This window comes from Sulfitobacter sp. G5_S2_6_S6, from assembly GCF_054968505.1.
Genome location: NZ_JBQKUI010000015.1, coordinates 38,054 through 53,666, shown reverse-complemented (window position 1 = coordinate 53,666; position 15,613 = coordinate 38,054). Strand labels below are relative to the sequence as shown.

At 61.0% G+C, this 15,613-nt stretch carries 18 protein-coding genes and 1 tRNA gene; 4 read left to right on the top strand and 15 right to left on the bottom strand.

Translation table 11 applies throughout. The features are described 5' to 3' along the window. Window positions 1–108: 108 nt before the first annotated feature. Window positions 109–411, top strand: coding sequence for a hypothetical protein (locus ACTRWK_RS17000; protein ID WP_462844078.1), 303 nt, complete (start codon window positions 109–111; stop codon window positions 409–411). 56 nt (window positions 412–467) lie between these two features. Here the strand turns inward: ACTRWK_RS17000 and ACTRWK_RS16995 are convergent, their stop codons facing one another. The 7 genes from ACTRWK_RS16995 to ACTRWK_RS16965 all read right to left on the bottom strand — a co-directional run bounded on the left by ACTRWK_RS16995 (window position 468) and on the right by ACTRWK_RS16965 (window position 4,894). Then, complete coding sequence (locus ACTRWK_RS16995) at window positions 468–1,634, bottom strand: DUF6538 domain-containing protein (RefSeq protein ID WP_462844077.1); 1,167 nt, start codon at window positions 1,632–1,634, stop codon at window positions 468–470. Between the two features lie 61 nt (window positions 1,635–1,695). Beyond that, window positions 1,696–1,770: transfer RNA gene (locus ACTRWK_RS16990), tRNA-Phe, on the bottom strand. 102 nt (window positions 1,771–1,872) lie between these two features. Further along, complete coding sequence (locus ACTRWK_RS16985; RefSeq protein WP_037943388.1) at window positions 1,873–2,064, bottom strand: DNA gyrase inhibitor YacG; 192 nt, start codon at window positions 2,062–2,064, stop codon at window positions 1,873–1,875. After that, window positions 2,061–3,083 (bottom strand): ribonuclease E/G, encoded by a 1,023-nt coding sequence (locus tag ACTRWK_RS16980; RefSeq protein ID WP_037943387.1) that lies wholly within the window; start codon window positions 3,081–3,083, stop codon window positions 2,061–2,063. The genes ACTRWK_RS16985 and ACTRWK_RS16980 overlap by 4 nt, the downstream gene beginning before the upstream one ends. Continuing rightward, window positions 3,080–3,658, bottom strand: a complete 579-nt coding sequence (locus tag ACTRWK_RS16975) for a Maf family protein (protein ID WP_132997100.1) — start codon at window positions 3,656–3,658, stop codon at window positions 3,080–3,082. The genes ACTRWK_RS16980 and ACTRWK_RS16975 overlap by 4 nt, the downstream gene beginning before the upstream one ends. 54 nt (window positions 3,659–3,712) lie before the next feature. Further along, a complete protein-coding gene (gene infA, locus ACTRWK_RS16970) occupies window positions 3,713–3,931 on the bottom strand; it encodes a translation initiation factor IF-1 (protein WP_005851736.1) in 219 nt (72 codons plus the stop codon). Between the two features lie 81 nt (window positions 3,932–4,012). Next, window positions 4,013–4,894, bottom strand: a complete 882-nt coding sequence (locus ACTRWK_RS16965) for a carbon-nitrogen hydrolase family protein (RefSeq protein WP_289081396.1) — start codon at window positions 4,892–4,894, stop codon at window positions 4,013–4,015. Between the two features lie 180 nt (window positions 4,895–5,074). On the opposite strand from ACTRWK_RS16965, the gene ACTRWK_RS16960 reads away from it, so the two are divergent. Both ACTRWK_RS16960 and ACTRWK_RS16955 read left to right on the top strand, forming a co-directional pair. Further along, window positions 5,075–6,040 carry a LysR family transcriptional regulator gene (locus tag ACTRWK_RS16960; RefSeq protein ID WP_289081397.1) on the top strand — a complete coding sequence of 322 codons (966 nt, stop codon included), beginning with the start codon at window positions 5,075–5,077 and terminating at the stop codon, window positions 6,038–6,040. Window positions 6,041–6,098: 58 nt separating this feature from the next. Beyond that, window positions 6,099–6,812: an NAD-dependent deacylase gene (locus ACTRWK_RS16955; RefSeq protein WP_289081398.1), complete on the top strand. Its 714-nt coding sequence runs from the start codon at window positions 6,099–6,101 to the stop codon at window positions 6,810–6,812. 39 nt (window positions 6,813–6,851) lie between these two features. Here the strand turns inward: ACTRWK_RS16955 and ACTRWK_RS16950 are convergent, their stop codons facing one another. The 3 genes from ACTRWK_RS16950 to rpmB form a co-directional block, all read right to left on the bottom strand. Further along, complete coding sequence (locus tag ACTRWK_RS16950) at window positions 6,852–7,361, bottom strand: copper chaperone PCu(A)C (RefSeq protein WP_037943379.1); 510 nt, start codon at window positions 7,359–7,361, stop codon at window positions 6,852–6,854. Between the two features lie 46 nt (window positions 7,362–7,407). Further along, window positions 7,408–7,752, bottom strand: a complete 345-nt coding sequence (locus ACTRWK_RS16945; protein WP_037943377.1) for a hypothetical protein — start codon at window positions 7,750–7,752, stop codon at window positions 7,408–7,410. Between the two features lie 99 nt (window positions 7,753–7,851). Next, window positions 7,852–8,151 carry a 50S ribosomal protein L28 gene (gene rpmB / locus ACTRWK_RS16940; protein ID WP_005851725.1) on the bottom strand — a complete coding sequence of 100 codons (300 nt, stop codon included), beginning with the start codon at window positions 8,149–8,151 and terminating at the stop codon, window positions 7,852–7,854. A gap of 188 nt (window positions 8,152–8,339) precedes the next feature. Between rpmB and ACTRWK_RS16935 the strand changes: the two genes are divergently transcribed. Further along, window positions 8,340–9,035 carry a CDP-alcohol phosphatidyltransferase family protein gene (locus tag ACTRWK_RS16935; RefSeq protein WP_289081400.1) on the top strand — a complete coding sequence of 232 codons (696 nt, stop codon included), beginning with the start codon at window positions 8,340–8,342 and terminating at the stop codon, window positions 9,033–9,035. A 42-nt stretch (window positions 9,036–9,077) separates the two neighbouring features. Here ACTRWK_RS16935 and ACTRWK_RS16930 read toward each other — a convergent pair whose 3' ends face one another. From ACTRWK_RS16930 to ACTRWK_RS16910, 5 genes are all read right to left on the bottom strand, one after another. Further along, window positions 9,078–9,536, bottom strand: a complete 459-nt coding sequence (locus tag ACTRWK_RS16930; protein WP_074635804.1) for a methylated-DNA--[protein]-cysteine S-methyltransferase — start codon at window positions 9,534–9,536, stop codon at window positions 9,078–9,080. A 33-nt stretch (window positions 9,537–9,569) separates the two neighbouring features. Beyond that, window positions 9,570–12,485, bottom strand: a complete 2,916-nt coding sequence (gene ileS / locus ACTRWK_RS16925) for an isoleucine--tRNA ligase (protein WP_260004894.1) — start codon at window positions 12,483–12,485, stop codon at window positions 9,570–9,572. A 196-nt stretch (window positions 12,486–12,681) separates the two neighbouring features. Next, window positions 12,682–13,683, bottom strand: a complete 1,002-nt coding sequence (locus ACTRWK_RS16920) for a YcjF family protein (RefSeq protein WP_289081401.1) — start codon at window positions 13,681–13,683, stop codon at window positions 12,682–12,684. Next, window positions 13,683–14,138: a GNAT family N-acetyltransferase gene (locus ACTRWK_RS16915; protein WP_005851714.1), complete on the bottom strand. Its 456-nt coding sequence runs from the start codon at window positions 14,136–14,138 to the stop codon at window positions 13,683–13,685. Before ACTRWK_RS16915 ends, ACTRWK_RS16920 begins: the two co-directional genes overlap by 1 nt. Next, on the bottom strand, window positions 14,135–15,547 hold the full coding sequence (locus tag ACTRWK_RS16910; RefSeq protein ID WP_289081402.1) for a YcjX family GTP-binding protein: 1,413 nt from the start codon (window positions 15,545–15,547) through the stop codon (window positions 14,135–14,137). Before ACTRWK_RS16910 ends, ACTRWK_RS16915 begins: the two co-directional genes overlap by 4 nt. Window positions 15,548–15,613: the final 66 nt, after the last annotated feature.

Below are 15,613 nucleotides of genomic sequence, written 5' to 3'. Positions count from 1 at the left end.
ACTTTTATTATAACCTGCTGATATCCCTCTGTTTCTTTGAGAAACTGCGCGGGCGTAGGACATGGTGCGTCCGTACCAACCTTGCTCGCCTTATGAAGGAGCAACCTGTTGACCGATACCGTTAAGAACGTCAGCATCACGCTGGATTACGAGGTGCAAAACCTCGACACTCTGTTCGAAGCCGCCAAGAATGCCTTGGAGGAACTCAGAGCCAAGACGATTGCTGAGCACGGCGAGAGCGAAGACAGGCGATACGCCCAACCATTGGACCAACTGATCCAGACCGAGCTTTACGATACAGCTACACGGGTGTTGCAGCCCAGCCTGTGCGTTGAGGTTATCTTGGACAAATTAATATACGACGTGCCTGGCACTCAGCTAGCAGGGACCACATCCGGTCCAATCGCATAAGCGCCAACAAACAGGCACACGAGGGGCGGCTAAGTCATAACGACCCACACTGCCCCTCACACCAATTTCCGCATCCATTTCGCGAGAACCTCAAGGGGGTAACCCCTTCCGTAGGCATGCCCAACGCCATCAGTTTGCCACCCCCCGAGCTGATCTACGATGTCTGAAGGACACTCAACGGCGCGGAGACGGTCTCTTAGTGAGTGGCGGAAACTATGCATGGTACACCCAGTCGGGACCATCGGCTTCAACCACTTATTTAATGCGGCGCTGGCTGAGTTAGCATTCGTTAGCTGGCCTCTGTTGTACCTTGGGAAGGCGTGAACTTGGCCCGCTGCGTGAAAGTGGATACGCTGAGCCGCCCATAGCGCCTTACCGACAAGGGGAATTTCCCGGGAGCTACCAGCCGTTTTGAGGCGTCTCCAGGGGTGCTCTCGGATGATGACTTTCTTACAGTCACCTTCCACTACCAGATCGGTCAAAGCTAGCCCTGTCGCTTCAGCTAAGCGCATACCTGTGTCGGAAACCAACGCCACAAGCCAACGTAGATCGTCATCCAGTGAAACGCACTCCGCCTGCACAGTGTCGATTACTTCTCCCACTAGCGGCTCACGCTCTTGCACCCCAGCCTGACGGTCGAAGTATACCCCGCTGAAAGGGTTGTTGAACGACACCCCTGCCTCGCTTGCTGCGAAGTTAGTGACGGAACGGACGGTGCCGAAGATGCGGGTGATACTGCTCCCCGACAGCCCGCGCTTGATCAGCGCATCCCGGAAGGCATTGGCGTCCTTCTTCGTATAGCCTCGAAGGTCTTTATCTCCCGCGACGTCGATCACGTACCCACAGGAACGCTCCGCAGCCCTGTGAAAGGTCACAGGACGCCCATGACCCTTTTGTTTAAGATAGATAGACACGGCCTCAGAGAGAAGCACAGCGTCGCCTATCGCCACCTCTGGCGCTGCCTGGGCGGAACTCGAGGTCATCCGCAAGCGGTGCTTGCCGGGCAGCTCCGCATCCTTGCAACGGAGGTAGTACCAGTATTCGTCGAGTTGATCAGCCGCCCGCCTAGCCCGAGCTGTAGCGACCTGCGCAGACCTCGTTCTCAAAGAATATGAAATTTTTCGTGTGTCGTAATGCCTCAAGAGGTCCGTTGGGACACGTCTCTCGAAATAGAAGATGCCGTTCTTTGTGAACGAGAAAGGCACCAAATTGTCATACACCATGTCCTACGCCCGCGCAGTTTCTCAAAGAAACAGAGGGATATCAGCAGGTTATGATAAAAGTTGGTGCCCAGGGGCGGAATCGAACCACCGACACGAGGATTTTCAATCCACTGCTCTACCCCTGAGCTACCCGGGCACCGGAGACCACCGTAGTGGTCGGGTGTGCGGTTTCTAGGAGTTTGCGGCGGGGGTGTCCAGAGGGTTTTGCTATGTTTGGCAAAGGTTTTTTCGGAAAATTCTAATGCGGCTTGTCGGGCGCGTTCAAAGCGGCCTCGGTGGCTTCGATTGCGGCCTCGATATCCTCGGGGTCGCGGCTGGGGGTCGCGTAGCTGCCGTTCAGCCACTTGGCCAGATCCACGTCAGCGCAGCGCCCCGAACAGAAGGGGCGATACTTTGGAGAGGTTTCACGGTCGCAGATCGGGCAGGTCACTTCAGCACCTCGGCCAAAGGCATACGGGCGCGTTTGCGTTGCAGTTCGTAGTGGCCCAGCGGGGTCCAGCCGACCAGTGTCGTTTCCACGTCGTCGGCGCGGAAGGCCTGGCGCAACGCGGTCTCGAACGGGCGGCGATCTTTTTTGGGCATGGGCGCAAGGTCAAGCGTGATCTGCCCGCCCAACCCGCGCAGGCGCAGGGCACGGGGCAAGGCGCGGGCACAGGCCATATTCGCTTTGATCCCCGCAGCAAGGGACACGTCCGCACCGGTGTTCACATCAACGGCCACCAACGCACGGGTAGGTTCCACAAACATAAAGGCACCGCCGTCAAGCGCGACGCGCGGCTGCGAGAGGCTGTCGACAGTGTCCAACACGCCATGGGTTTCAAAACCACCGGGGTCGGTCACGACGTTGGCGGGCTCGACCCAGTCGCGCCAAGCCAGAATATGCGGACCATCACCTTCGGACAGAACCTCCATGTCGGTGGATGGGTCGTCCAATACCTTGTCCGCCAGCGCCAGCATCGCGTCGATATCATCGGCGATGTCATCGGCATCCGCGCCAGCGCAAGAGGACCGGAGAATCAGGCCATGTGCGGCCCCGTCGGACGCTTCGTGCGCGATTTCGAGCAGCCGGTCGCGTTCTTCCTCGTCGCGGATACTGCGCGAGATATTGGTGCCGGGTGCGCCCGGCGTCACGATGGCATAGCGGCTTTTGAACAGCAGCTTCTGGGTGACGGGAACGGCCTTGCCGGGTTCAGCATAGCCGGACACCTGCACAAGAATGGGTTGCCCCGGTGCGAGCCCCTTGATCTGGCGCAGAAACGCAGAGCCGTCGGGCGTTTTCAAAAACATCCCCCCCTGCCCCTTGACCGGACGATCCGCGATGGCGCGGTAGATCGTGCCGGGGCGCGGGCCGTCGCTGTCGATCAGAAGGTCATCCAGCTTGCCGTCCACGATAAGCGCGGCGGCTTCGATGTCGCCAAAATGGTCCAGAACGATCGTACGGCCCTTCATGAGGTCTCTCCTGCGAAAACATATCCTGCAGCACGCAGCAGGTTTGCGGTTTCGGCCAGTGGCAGGCCGACAATGCCGGTGAATGATCCGCTGATCCACGGGATAAGGGCGCCGGCCGGCCCCTGAATACCATAGCCGCCGGCTTTGCCCTGCCAGTCACCGGTTGCCAGATAGGCCGTGATCTCGGCGTCTGACAGTCGTTTCATGCGGACGGTGCTGACCACATCGCGCTGCCACAGCTTGTCGCCGCGCTTGACCGCGACGGCCGTGATAACCTTGTGGCGACGCCCCGACATGAGGCGCAGGAAACGGATCGTCTCTGCTTCATCCGCAGGCTTGCCCAGGATTCGCCGCCCCACTGCGACGGTGGTATCGGCACACAGCACGATATCATCGGACCCCGCCTGCACCGCGGCGGCTTTTTCACGGGCCATACGCGCACAATAGGGGCGCGGCAGTTCGGCGGTATGGGGGGTTTCGTCGATATCGGGCGCGCGAATATCGTCAGGCACAACGCCGATTTGCGCCAGCAATTCCTTGCGGCGCGGACTTCCTGATCCGAGGATAAAACTCATATGCGATCCTAGATCGCTGCCCGAAAACCACTAGGTGATTCTCGGAAAAGCGTATTATTTAAAGCGGTAATTGATCCGGCCTTTGCTCAGATCATAGGGGGTCATTTCCACCTGTACCTTATCGCCAGCCAGAACACGGATGCGGTTCTTGCGCATCTTTCCTGCCGTATGTGCGATGATCTCATGGCCGTTTTCAAGCTCGACCCGGAACGTCGCGTTCGGCAGAAGTTCTTTCACGATACCGGGGAATTCGAGCGTGTCTTCCTTGGCCATGGTCTCTCCTTGAACACTTTGCCCTGCAATTTCAGGACGCAGGCTTAAATGGGCGCAATTTTCCCTTTTTTCAAGGGGTATTCACATCAAAGGCACGTTTATGGCCGTTGCGTCACGCCCGAACTGATCCTCCCAGTGGTTTCGGTTCAAAACCACCCCGTCTGCACGCACGCGGCTGATCTGGGCGATGTCGACCTCAGCGAAGGTCCAGCCGGGCACGTTGATCTCTGCGGCGGCAAGGACTCCGGTGGATGGAAAGCCCACATCCGGCGGGCAAAAGATGCCGCCCGCCCCGTAAGATGTGCCAAGCGCCTCTGACCAATCCGCAGGGCCGATGCAGGATGACATGGCCGTAACGCATTGATTTTCCAGCGCCCGCGCCATGGATCCGATACGGACACGCCAGTAGCCCGCCAGCGCCTCGGTCACGCTCGGCACGGCGATGATGTCACAATCGGCAAGTGCACGGCCCAGCAGGGGAAACTCGCTATCATAGCAGATGAGGATGCTGATCTTGCCCAATGTGGTCTCGAAGATGCGCAGACGCTCCCCGCCGACCACGCCCCAGACCTCGCGTTCGAATCGGGTCATGATCTGCTTGTCCTGCACCCCGACTTGACCTGAAGGGGTGATCAGACGTGCGCGGTTCACCGGACGGGCAGCGGCAGGCGTCACCGCGGGCCCCGATGCCGCAACGATATGCACGCCATATTCCGCCGCCAGTTTTAGATGCGCCGCATCCGCATCCGCCAACCGGTCAGAGACTGCAAAGAGCGACGCCTCAAGATTGCCCGCCACGTCAAGGCCGGCGAGCGTCGCCAACTCCATCGCGCCATATTCTGGAAAAACCAACAGCTCTGCCCCGCTCGCGGCCGCCGTTGCGACCCAGCCTGCAAGCTTGTCTTCATATTGCGCCCAGCTGGTCAGGACATCCAGCGGGTATGCGGCGGTTGCGATTTTCATGAGGCCTCCGGTGCGTGATTTCCCTTATGGTGCGCCGCGCGCGGCCAAGCTTCAAGTACCGCCACCCCACCCCAGGGCTCATTTCACTTTTGTGAAACTATGGGCGCATGATCCGCGACAAGCTTGCCAATTTATCGGGCATGCTTCACAAAATTGGAAAGAACCAAGGGGTCTAGCACCATGATCAAAAAGGGTATCACCCTGCGCGGTATAGAGGTGTTCGAGGCTTTGGCCAGCCGTGGATCGGTCGCACAGGCTGCCGCGCTGACAGGGTTAAGCCAACCCGCCGTGAGCCAGCAGATCAGCAACCTAGAGGCCGCCATGGGCACCGCCCTGATCGACCATAGCACACGCCCCATGCGTCTGACCGCGGCGGGCGAAAGCTTTCTGCGGCACAGTGGCGCGGCGCTGACCCATATCCGGCTCGCGCAATCCGAGCTGACGGTCATGGATCTTGCCAATCTCAGCGACCTGAGCCTTGGCGTGATCGACGACTTTGACAACGATGTCACCCCGCGTCTGGCGACCCTACTGGCCGACAGTATGGCGGGCTGTCGCTTTCGCATGGTGACCGACGGCAGCAAGGGGCTGATCCAGTCGGTGCAGGACAAATCGCTTCATATCGCCATTGCGGCCACCAGTGGGGATGCCAAAAGCGGGCTGATCGAGATTCCGCTGGCCCGCGATCCCTTTGTTATCGTCACCCCGGCAAGCTTTGACGGCGACAGCGCCGCGCTGATGACGGGGCGTTCCGCCCTGCCCTTCGTTAAGTACGCGGCGGACCAGTTGATCGCCGACCAGATCACCAACCACCTGACGCGCAGCAATATCACCCTGCCTTCGCAATTCGAGATCGGCAGCCATCTCGCCCTGATGGCGATGGTGGCACGGGGCATCGGCTGGGCCATCACGACGCCCTTCGGCTATTGCCGCGCAGAGCGGTTTCACCGGCAGCTAGCGGTACACCCGCTCCCCACGCCCGGATTAACGCGACAGATCTCGCTGTTTGCGGGGTCAGACTGGACGGGGCCGGTGCCGCAGAATATTGCCGACACGATGCGGCAACTGCTTCGGTCCCACATGATCGCCCCGACGGTGGCGCAGTTGCCGTGGCTTTCTTCCAGCTTCGAGGCGTTAGAGGGCTGACCGCTTGCGCAAAAGCTGCGCGGCTGGTTCACTTGGCGCGTAAAACAAAGGGGCTGACATGAGCAAAATCGTCATTCTGACCGGCGCGGGCATTTCTGCGGAAAGCGGCATTGATACCTTCCGCGCCGAAGACGGGCTTTGGGCGCAGCACCGGGTCGAGGACGTCGCCACTCCCGAAGGCTTTGCCCGCGACCCGCAACTGGTCGTCGATTTCTATAACGGTCGCCGCAAACAGGCGGCAGAGGTATCACCGAACGCGGCGCATCAAGCGCTGGCCAGACTGCAGGCGAATTTTGCCGGACAGGTAGTGATTGTGACGCAGAATGTCGATGATCTGCACGAACAGGGCGGCGCGCGGGTGATCCATATGCACGGCGCGCTGAATTCAGCGCTCTGCGCTGCCTGCGACCACCGTTGGCCCGCACCTATGGTCATGGCCGTCGGTGATGCCTGCCCCGCCTGCAATGCCCCAGCCGCGCGGCCCGACATCGTTTGGTTCGGCGAAATGCCCTATGACATGGACGAGATTTTTGACCATCTGGCCGAGGCCGATATCTTTGCAGCCATCGGTACCTCTGGCAACGTCTACCCCGCCGCCGGTTTCGTGGCAGAGGCGCGGCGCAACGGGGCCCATACGGTAGAACTGAACCTCGAACGTTCGGCCGTGGGGAACCAGTTCGCCGAACACCGCACCGGTCCGGCGACACGTGTGGTCACAGATTGGGTGGAGCAACTCTTGCGCACCCCACCCCAGCAGCGGCCCGCGTTTTAACACAGATCGGGCCGCTAGCATTCATGGGGGCGAAAGGGCTCAGTCTTTTGGCATCTCGTGACCGGTGTGATCCATATCACCGTGGTCATGCTTCATCTTGCCGTGGTTCGGCTTGCGGTCCTGATCGACCATTACCTCGATCTCGACCGCACCGGCCTTTTCGAACTCAAGTGTGACGGGCACCATCGCGCCCTGCTCCAGCGGGCCTTTCAGGCCCATGAACATCAGGTGATCGCCGCCGCGTTTGAAGGCGTGCATGTCATCCGCCGCAATGGCCACGCCGCCTTCGATCTCGCCCATCCGCATGACGCCATTGTCGTCAGAGGTGTGGGAATGCAATTCGACCTTGTCGGCCACGTCGGAGGACGCCCCGATCAAACGGTCATCCACGCCAGAGTGGTTCATCACCACCATAAACGCCGCACCGGAGGTGGATTTCGCAGTCGAGCTGCGGATGTAGGCGTCATCCACCATGATGCCTTCGGCAGCGAGAGGGGCGGAAAAGAGAAACAATGCGCAGACAGCGCGGGTCAGCAAAGCAGGTGTCATTGATATATCCTGTCGTCATATTCAAAATGTCTGTGAAGGGTGTGGCTCAGACAGCGACAGGCGGGGCCCTTGGGTCGTGGCGCGTTTTACGTCGCGGCACATCGGCTGTCAGGACATGCACCGCCGGCGCGACAAAGGTCACGATCCGCATCGGTGCGGCCGCCAGAACCACCGCGCCTGCCATTGCAACGTTAAGCGCCGAATCGGGGCAGATATGCGGGGCCGAGGTCGGCTTGCCCTGCGCATCCACATAAATCGCCACAGGGCCCGCACCGGTGCACAGCACCATCTGCCCCGTCGCCGCAGAGGCCCCACGCGCGACCGCCATGCTTTGACCCGTGAGGGCCAGCATCAACGCCAGAACCAAAGCTGAAAGGGAACGCAGGGTCATGGACCGCACCCTAGACGAAGCGCTTGAAAAAGCACCAGTCCAAAACGACGCAGCCCCGGCCAAGGGCCAGGGCTACAACATCGTAACGATTGGAAAGTCTTACGACAGCGCTTCGGCTGTGGCGCTGGACTTTGCAATTGCTTTCTTAACTTTCAACGCGTTGACGGACAGTTCAGTGTCCTTTGCCTTCGCCATGAACTTGTCCAAGCCACCGCGGTGGTCAACAGTGCGCAAAGCAGCTGCCGAGATGCGGAACTTGAAACCGCGGCCCAGTGCTTCGGACTGCAGGGTGACATCGTTCAGGTTTGGCAAGAACCGACGACGTGTACGGTTCTTGGCGTGGCTTACGTTGTTGCCCGTCATCGGGCCTTTTCCGGTCAATTCGCAAACGCGCGACATGGGTCTATCCTTTTGCTGCGGGGCATTTCCGGCGATCCGGTGCAATACCCATATGGGCCGCGCTACGGCAAACCCTGAAATTGGTTTGCTGGCTTTAGGCGGAATCGCGAGCGGGGTCAACCCAAGCCTGCGCGGCAACACACGCTTTTCCTTTTGCATCCGTCGAAAAGATTTGTCATCTGTCGCATATGAATATTCATTCCCGCGCCCTTCTTGTCCATCTGTTCACTGCGACGGGTGCGATTTTCGCCATGCTGGCCATGCTTGCTGCCGCCGACGAACGCTGGGATATGATGTTTTTCTGGCTGGTTGTCGCCTTCTTTGTCGACGGGATCGACGGGCCGCTGGCGCGTAAATACGACGTAAAGACCAATGCGCCCGAATTCGACGGCGTGCTGCTTGATCTGATCATCGATTATCTCACCTATGTGTTTATTCCGGCCTTCGCGCTATTCCATTCCGGCCTCATGGACGGGTGGAGCGGTTGGGTCATGATCATCATCGTCACCTTCGCCAGCGCCATGTATTTCTGCGACACACGCATGAAGACCAAGGACAACTCGTTCTGGGGCTTCCCCGGATGCTGGAACATGCTGGTGCTGGTGCTCTTTGCCCTGTCGCCGCCATGGTGGGTGTCGCTGGTGCTTGTCACGGTCTTGGCCATTACCATGTTCGCCCCGCTGAAATTCGTGCACCCCGTCCGGACAGAGCGTTGGCGCATGGTCACCCTGCCCATGGCATTGGGCTGGACGTTCTTTGCCGGCTGGGCCGCGTGGGTCGATTTTCACCCGCAAAGCTGGGCCCATTGGGGCCTGATCATCACCAGCGTCTATCTGATGTTTGCCGGTGTCGCGCAGCAGTATCTTTACGACCGCGAGGCCTGATAGAGGCGCGCAGGGCCAAAGCAGCGGCACGAAACCTCTAAACTAGATCAGCAACCCTGCCGCCCCTTCGTGGCGTAGCAGGGCGACCTTGGTCTCTACCCCGCCAGCACCCGAGTATCCGGTCAACCCCTTGGCCCCCATCACACGGTGGCACGGCACGATGACAGGTACAGGGTTCTGCCCGCAGGCCTGCCCCACCACTTGCGCCGGGATCGCCAGTTTGGTCGCGATGTCACCGTAGGTCACAGTATCGCCAAAGGGGATCGCCGACATCTCGGCGCAGACCGCTTGCAACGTGGCACTTCCGCCAATGCGCAGTGGCAAAGTGAACTGTGTCAGCCGCCCCGCATCATAGGCACGCAGCTGCGCCTCGGCCTCATCCAGCAGCGCGCTTTTGTCTTGGTGTAGGGTATCCTGCCCCCAATGCAGGTGGGTAATCGCGCCCGCATCCTCGGTCACGACCAAGGTGCCAAAGCGCGTGGGAATGCTGCGCCGCTTCACCCGAGTTTCCGGATCAAGCGGCGCGGCGTCATCTTAGGACACAGCCTCGTCACACCGGGCACAAACGCCCGCGTGATCATGGGTGCCGACATCCGGCAGTACTTTCCAGCAGCGTGCGCATTTCTCGCCCGAAGCTTTCTCGAACACCACGGCAACGCCGTCGGTCTCTGGCATACGGAACGCCTCTGCCGGGGCGTCATCGCCGGTGATGGCGATCTGCGAGGTGATGCAAACGTCTTCGAACGCAACGCTTTCAAGCGCCGCCCGCTGAGCGTCATCGGCAACAAACACCATAGGTGCGGCCTCAAGAGAGGCCCCGATGACCTTCTCGACCCGCTGCACTTCCAAAGCCGAGGTCACAACCCGCCGCGCGGCACGCACCTTGGCCCATTTCGCCGCCAGATCAGCATCCAGCCACGCCTTGGGCGTTTCAGGGATATCCGTCAGGTGAACCGAGCTTTCGTCGCCGGGGAACCGTTCAAGCCAGACTTCCTCCATGGTGAACACCAGCACAGGGGCCAGCCATGTCGTCAGACGGTGGAACAGGATATCCAGCACCGTGCGCGCAGCACGGCGGCGCAGCGTGTCGCCGTCGCAATACAGCGCATCCTTACGCACGTCGAAATAGAACGCGGACAGATCAACTGTGGCAAAGGTGAACACCGCCTGGAACACGCCTTGGAAGTCGTAGCGCGCATAGCCTTCGCGCACGATCTGATCCAACTCTGCCACACGGTGCAGCACCCAGCGTTCAAGCTCTGGCATCTCCGCGGGTTCGGTCCGGTCGGCATCGGTAAAGTCCGACAGCGCGCCCAGCATATAGCGCATGGTGTTGCGCAGACGGCGGTAGCTGTCGGCGGTGCCTTTCAGGATTTCCGGCCCGATCCGCTGATCCGCAGTATAATCGGTCTGCGCCACCCACAGACGCAGGATATCCGCGCCGTATTGCTGCACGACCTTTTCGGGAACGATGGTGTTGCCGATGGATTTGGACATCTTCATGCCCTTCTCATCCAGCGTGAACCCATGCGTCACGACGTTACGGTAAGGCGCGCGGCCCGTGGTGCCCACGGATTGCAGCAGCGACGAATGGAACCAACCGCGGTGCTGGTCCGTGCCTTCCATATAGACATCCGCGATACCGTCTTCCGAGCCATCCTCGCGGTCGCGCAGAACGAAGGCGTGGGTCGAGCCAGAATCGAACCACACGTCCAGAATGTCGAATACTTGGGTATAGTCGTCGGGGTTCACGATGCCGCCAAGGAACCGCTCTTTCGCGCCATCTTCGTACCAGACATCCGCACCGTCAGCCTCGAACGCCTCGACGATGCGCTGGTTGACCTCTGGGTTACGCAGCAAGAAGTCTTCATCTGTTGGCAGCGCGCCATTCTTGGTAAAGCAGGTCAGCGGCACACCCCAGGCCCGTTGACGTGACAGCACCCAGTCGGGGCGTGCCTCCATCATCGAGTGCAGACGGTTGCGGCCCTTTTTGGGCACCCAGTTGACGTTGTCGATCTCGGTCAGGGCGCGTTCACGGATGGTCTTGCCGAATGTGTCCTGCCCGTCGCCAACGGGCCGGTCGATCGCGGCGAACCACTGCGGCGTGTTGCGGTAGATGACCGGTGCCTTGGAGCGCCAGGAATGCGGATAGCTGTGCTTGATCTTGCCGCGCGCCAGCAGCCCGCCGACCTCGACCAGCTTGTTGATCACGGCCGTGTTGGCGTCACCTTCCTTGCCGTTGGGTTTGAGGATCTTCTTGCCGCCAAAGAACGGCAGATCGGCGCGGAAAGACCCGTCTTCGACCACGTTATAGGTGATCACCTGATCCAGCATCCCCAGACCGCGGTAGAGTTCATATTCCTCAAGACCATGCGACGGCGCACAATGGACAAAACCCGTGCCTTCGGTGTCGGTCACGAAATCAGCGGCGCGGAAGTCGCGCAGATCGTCCCATTCGCCATTGCTGCCTTCGGCCCCCGCCAGCGGGTGCTGCAGCTTGATCTTTGCCAGCTCGTCCTGCGTCACATCCCGCAAACGGCGCACCATCGTGTCATCCAGACGCGCACGCCCGAACACATCCATCGCCATGCTGTCCGACAGCAGATAGCGATCACCGATGGTGACCCAGGATTCCTCGGGGCGGCCGGTGACTTCGTACAGACCGTAAGAGATATCTTCGCCGTAGACGACGGCCTTGTTGGACGGCATGGTCCAGGGCGTCGTGGTCCAGATCACGACGTGAGCGCCGTCGAGGGTGGCGTCATCCGTGCCAACAACCTTGAACTTCACCCAGATCGTAAAGCTTTCCTTGTCGTGGTATTCCACCTCGGCCTCGGCCAGCGCGGTCTTTTCAACCGGCGACCACATCACGGGTTTGGAGCCTTGATAGAGCGTGCCGTTCATCAGGAACTTCATGAATTCTTCGGCGATCACACGTTCCGCGTGGAAATCCATCGTCAGATAAGGATCAGCCCAGTTGCCGGTGATGCCCAGACGTTTGAATTCCTCGCGCTGCACATCGACCCAGCCCGCGGCGAACTTGCGGCATTCGGCGCGGAAATCGTTGATCGGCACATCGTCCTTGTCGCGGCCCTTCTGGCGGTACTGCTCTTCGATCTTCCATTCGATGGGCAGACCGTGGCAATCCCACCCGGGGATATAGCGCGCGTCAAAGCCCATCATCTGGTGCGACCGCACGATCATATCCTTGATCGTCTTGTTCAGCGCGTGGCCGATATGCAGGTTGCCATTCGCATAGGGCGGGCCGTCGTGCAGCGTAAAGGGCTTGCGCCCCTGCTTTTCGCGCAGGCGGTCATAGACGCCGATCTTTTCCCACCGCTCCAGCCATTCGGGTTCGCGTTTGGGCAGGCCCGCGCGCATCGGGAAATCGGTTTTTGGCAGGTTCAGCGTGGATTTATAGTCAAGCGTTTCGGGGGTGTCGGCGCACATGGCGGGCGTCCTTTGGCAACGGTATTTCGGAATGGTGAATGTTCAGATGCGGTGCGAAAAACTCAAGCACCTCTGCCCGGCGTCTCGTCAATCAGAGCGCCGGGAAAATAATTCGAATAATGATCGCGGAGTTCCGGGTCATATGCAGCCTTATAGGCCGCAGCAGATCGACCGACAAGCCCCCTCGCCGCGGCATCTAGCTGCCCTTGGAAAACAGCCCGGACAGCGCGCGTTTGATGATGCTGCGCACCTTGGGGCGGCGTGTTTCCGAGAACGGCATGGGGCGACAAACCTCCATCGCGGCGACGCCAACGCGGGCAGTCAACGCACCGTTCACCAGCCCTTCGCCAAAGCGGCGCGACAGTTTCGCCAGCATCGTTCCGCCAAGGATCGGCTCCAGCATGTCGTCGCCCACTGCCACGGCCCCTGTCGCCACCAGATGCGACAGCACCACCCGCGTCAGACGCCACGACCCAAAGAAGCCCGAGCGCCCGCCGTAGATCTCGGCCACGCGGCGGATCATGCGCAGGTTGCTGGTCATCGCCGCGACCACATCGGCCAGCGCCAAGGGCACCAGCGCCGTCACCGTCGCGACCTGACGGGCCGCCGCCTCGACCTCGCGGCTGGCGGCGATGTCGAGAGGGCCCAACAGCTCTGCCTCGGTCAGGGCCAGCAAGGTCTGCGCATCCAACTGATCACCGCGCAGCTCTGCCAGACGGTCGCGACCCCAACGGGTATCCTCGCGGCCCTGATACAGGCCGACCAGCCGGTCCGTCACAGCCCGCGCCGCAGTCAGATCATTCTGCGCCAGCGCCTCGCCCACATCGTGATGCAAGCCGTCAAGCCGCGCCAAACGGCTAAACGCCGCCAATTCGCGCAGACAGAGCAACACCAGTACCAGCAGCACCGCACCAATAAGCACGGTCATCGCCATTCCCAACAGCGGATAGCTCGCCAGCAGCACCATGATAAAGTTCCACGCGGCAATGGACACCAGCGCGCCAATGAGCGTGGTCAGCAGCCACCAGAACAGGCGCACCAGCTTTGACGGCTTGCGCGCGGCCAGCCGTGCCGCGATCTGCATCGCCTGCCCTTGCGGCGCGGGCGCACCTACGTCGGGCACCGGCGGCGCATCCGATACCGAAGGCCGCGCGGTTGTGTCTTCTTCAAGATCAAATAGCACCGGACCCTTGGCCATCACGCCGCCCCTTTCATCCACTCAAACCGCACATCGGGCAGCCCGAAATCATTGCCTGCCCCGTCGCTGCGCGCCACCTCGATAAAGCCCGCGGCACGGTAGAACCGAGACGCACGCAGGTTCGCCTCGAAACTCCACAGCGCGAGCCGATCGCTTTGCGCCTTGGCCCCGTTCAGCAAACGCTGCGCGATGCCTTTGCCTTGGGCTTTGGGGTGCAGATACAGCCCGTGAATCTCGGCCGCACGCCGTGCCAGAAAGCCCACAACATGCCCCTCGGTCCGCGCCACCTGCACCCAGCCCACGTCGATCATGTCACCCAGGGTGCCGATCTCTTCTGCGCGGCTGTGGGCCTGAGGCAGCCAATCGTGATCTGCATTGGCACAGGCCATCACCTCTGACAGGCGACCGGCATCCAGCACCCGCGCGGGTGCGATGGTCACATCGTCACCGGTCACAGACGATCCCCGATCAGGAATTCCGCCGCGCGGTCCAGACGGATATGCGGCGGCCCGTCACCGGGGCGCAGGTTCAGCCGAGCAGGCGCAAAACGCATGATCTGATAATCCTGATCCAGCCATTTTTCCGCCCCCGCCCGCGCCGGGCTTAGAAGATGGGCCGGGTCTTTGGGTAGTTCACCGGGATAGAACGCGGCCTCTTTGCCGGTATCCAGCAGGCTGCCGCGCACGACCTCTAGGGTTTCGCCGTTGTGCGTCATTGTGGCTTCGGTGGTAGCACGCAAAGACGCCAATGACATAGCCGATGTCTGAGCCCCCGCAAAGCGCGCGCGGTCGCGGGCATCCCGTGTCAGCGCCTCCATAATCGCGGTGAGGCTGGCGTGCTGACTGTGGTGCAAATGGTCGGCCTTGGTCGCGGCAAAGAGGATTTTCTCGACCCGTTTGCCACGCAAAAGCTGCGTCAGAAATCCGTTGCGTCCGGGTTTGAAGCTGCCAAGGATATCGCTCATGGCAGCGCGCAGATCCTCGACCGCGCGGGGGCCCTGATTGATCGCGCCAAGCGCATCCACCAGCACGACCTGCCGGTCGATCCGCGCAAAGTGATCGCGAAAGAACGGTTTGACCACCTGCCGCTTATACGCCTCGAACCGCCGCGCCATCTCGCGTAGCAGTGACCCGCGCGGCCCCTCGCCGCCCGGCAGGGGCGCAAAGGTCAGCACCGGCGATCCGGCCAGATCACCGGGCAGCAGGAACCGCCCCGGTGTGCAGTCGGAATAGCCATTCGCACGTGCCGTTTGCAGATACTCGGCAAAGCTGGCGGCCAGCGCTTGGGCCACGGGTTCGTCCAACGCCGCCTCGGGGTCGGTCGCCTCCACCTGCGCGCGGTAGCCCGCGGCCTCTTCGCGGTTGGCGATCCGCGCCAGCACCTGCGCCGACCACGTGGCATAATCCACATCCATCAACGCCAGATCAAGCAGCCATTCGCCGGGGTAATCCACGATATCCAGATGCACCGTGCGCGGCCCCTGAAACCCCGCAAGCAAGCCGTTTGGCCGCACCCGCAAGGACAGGCGCAGTTCCGATATGGCGCGGGTGCTGTCGGGCCAATGCGGCGTGGGCCCCGTCAGCGCAGCAAGGTGGTTTTCATATTCGAACCGCGGCACAGTATCGTCGGGCTGCGGCTGCAAGAACGCCGCCTCGATCCGCGCTTCGGAAGCAGCAAGCAGCCCCGGCATCCGCCCGCGGTCCAGCAGGTTCGCCACAAGCGAGGTGATAAAGACGGTCTTGCCGGAGCGCGCCAAACCGGTCACGCCCAGACGGATCACAGGCTCGAAAAACGTCTCGGACACCCCGTCCTGCACATTTTCCACCTGCCGCCAAATGCCATCGGCAATTCTTGAGAGTACCAAAGCCCGTGCCCGCCTTCACCTGTCGTTACGCTCTAACATAGGCACGCGGGTCAGGGATTGCCAGAT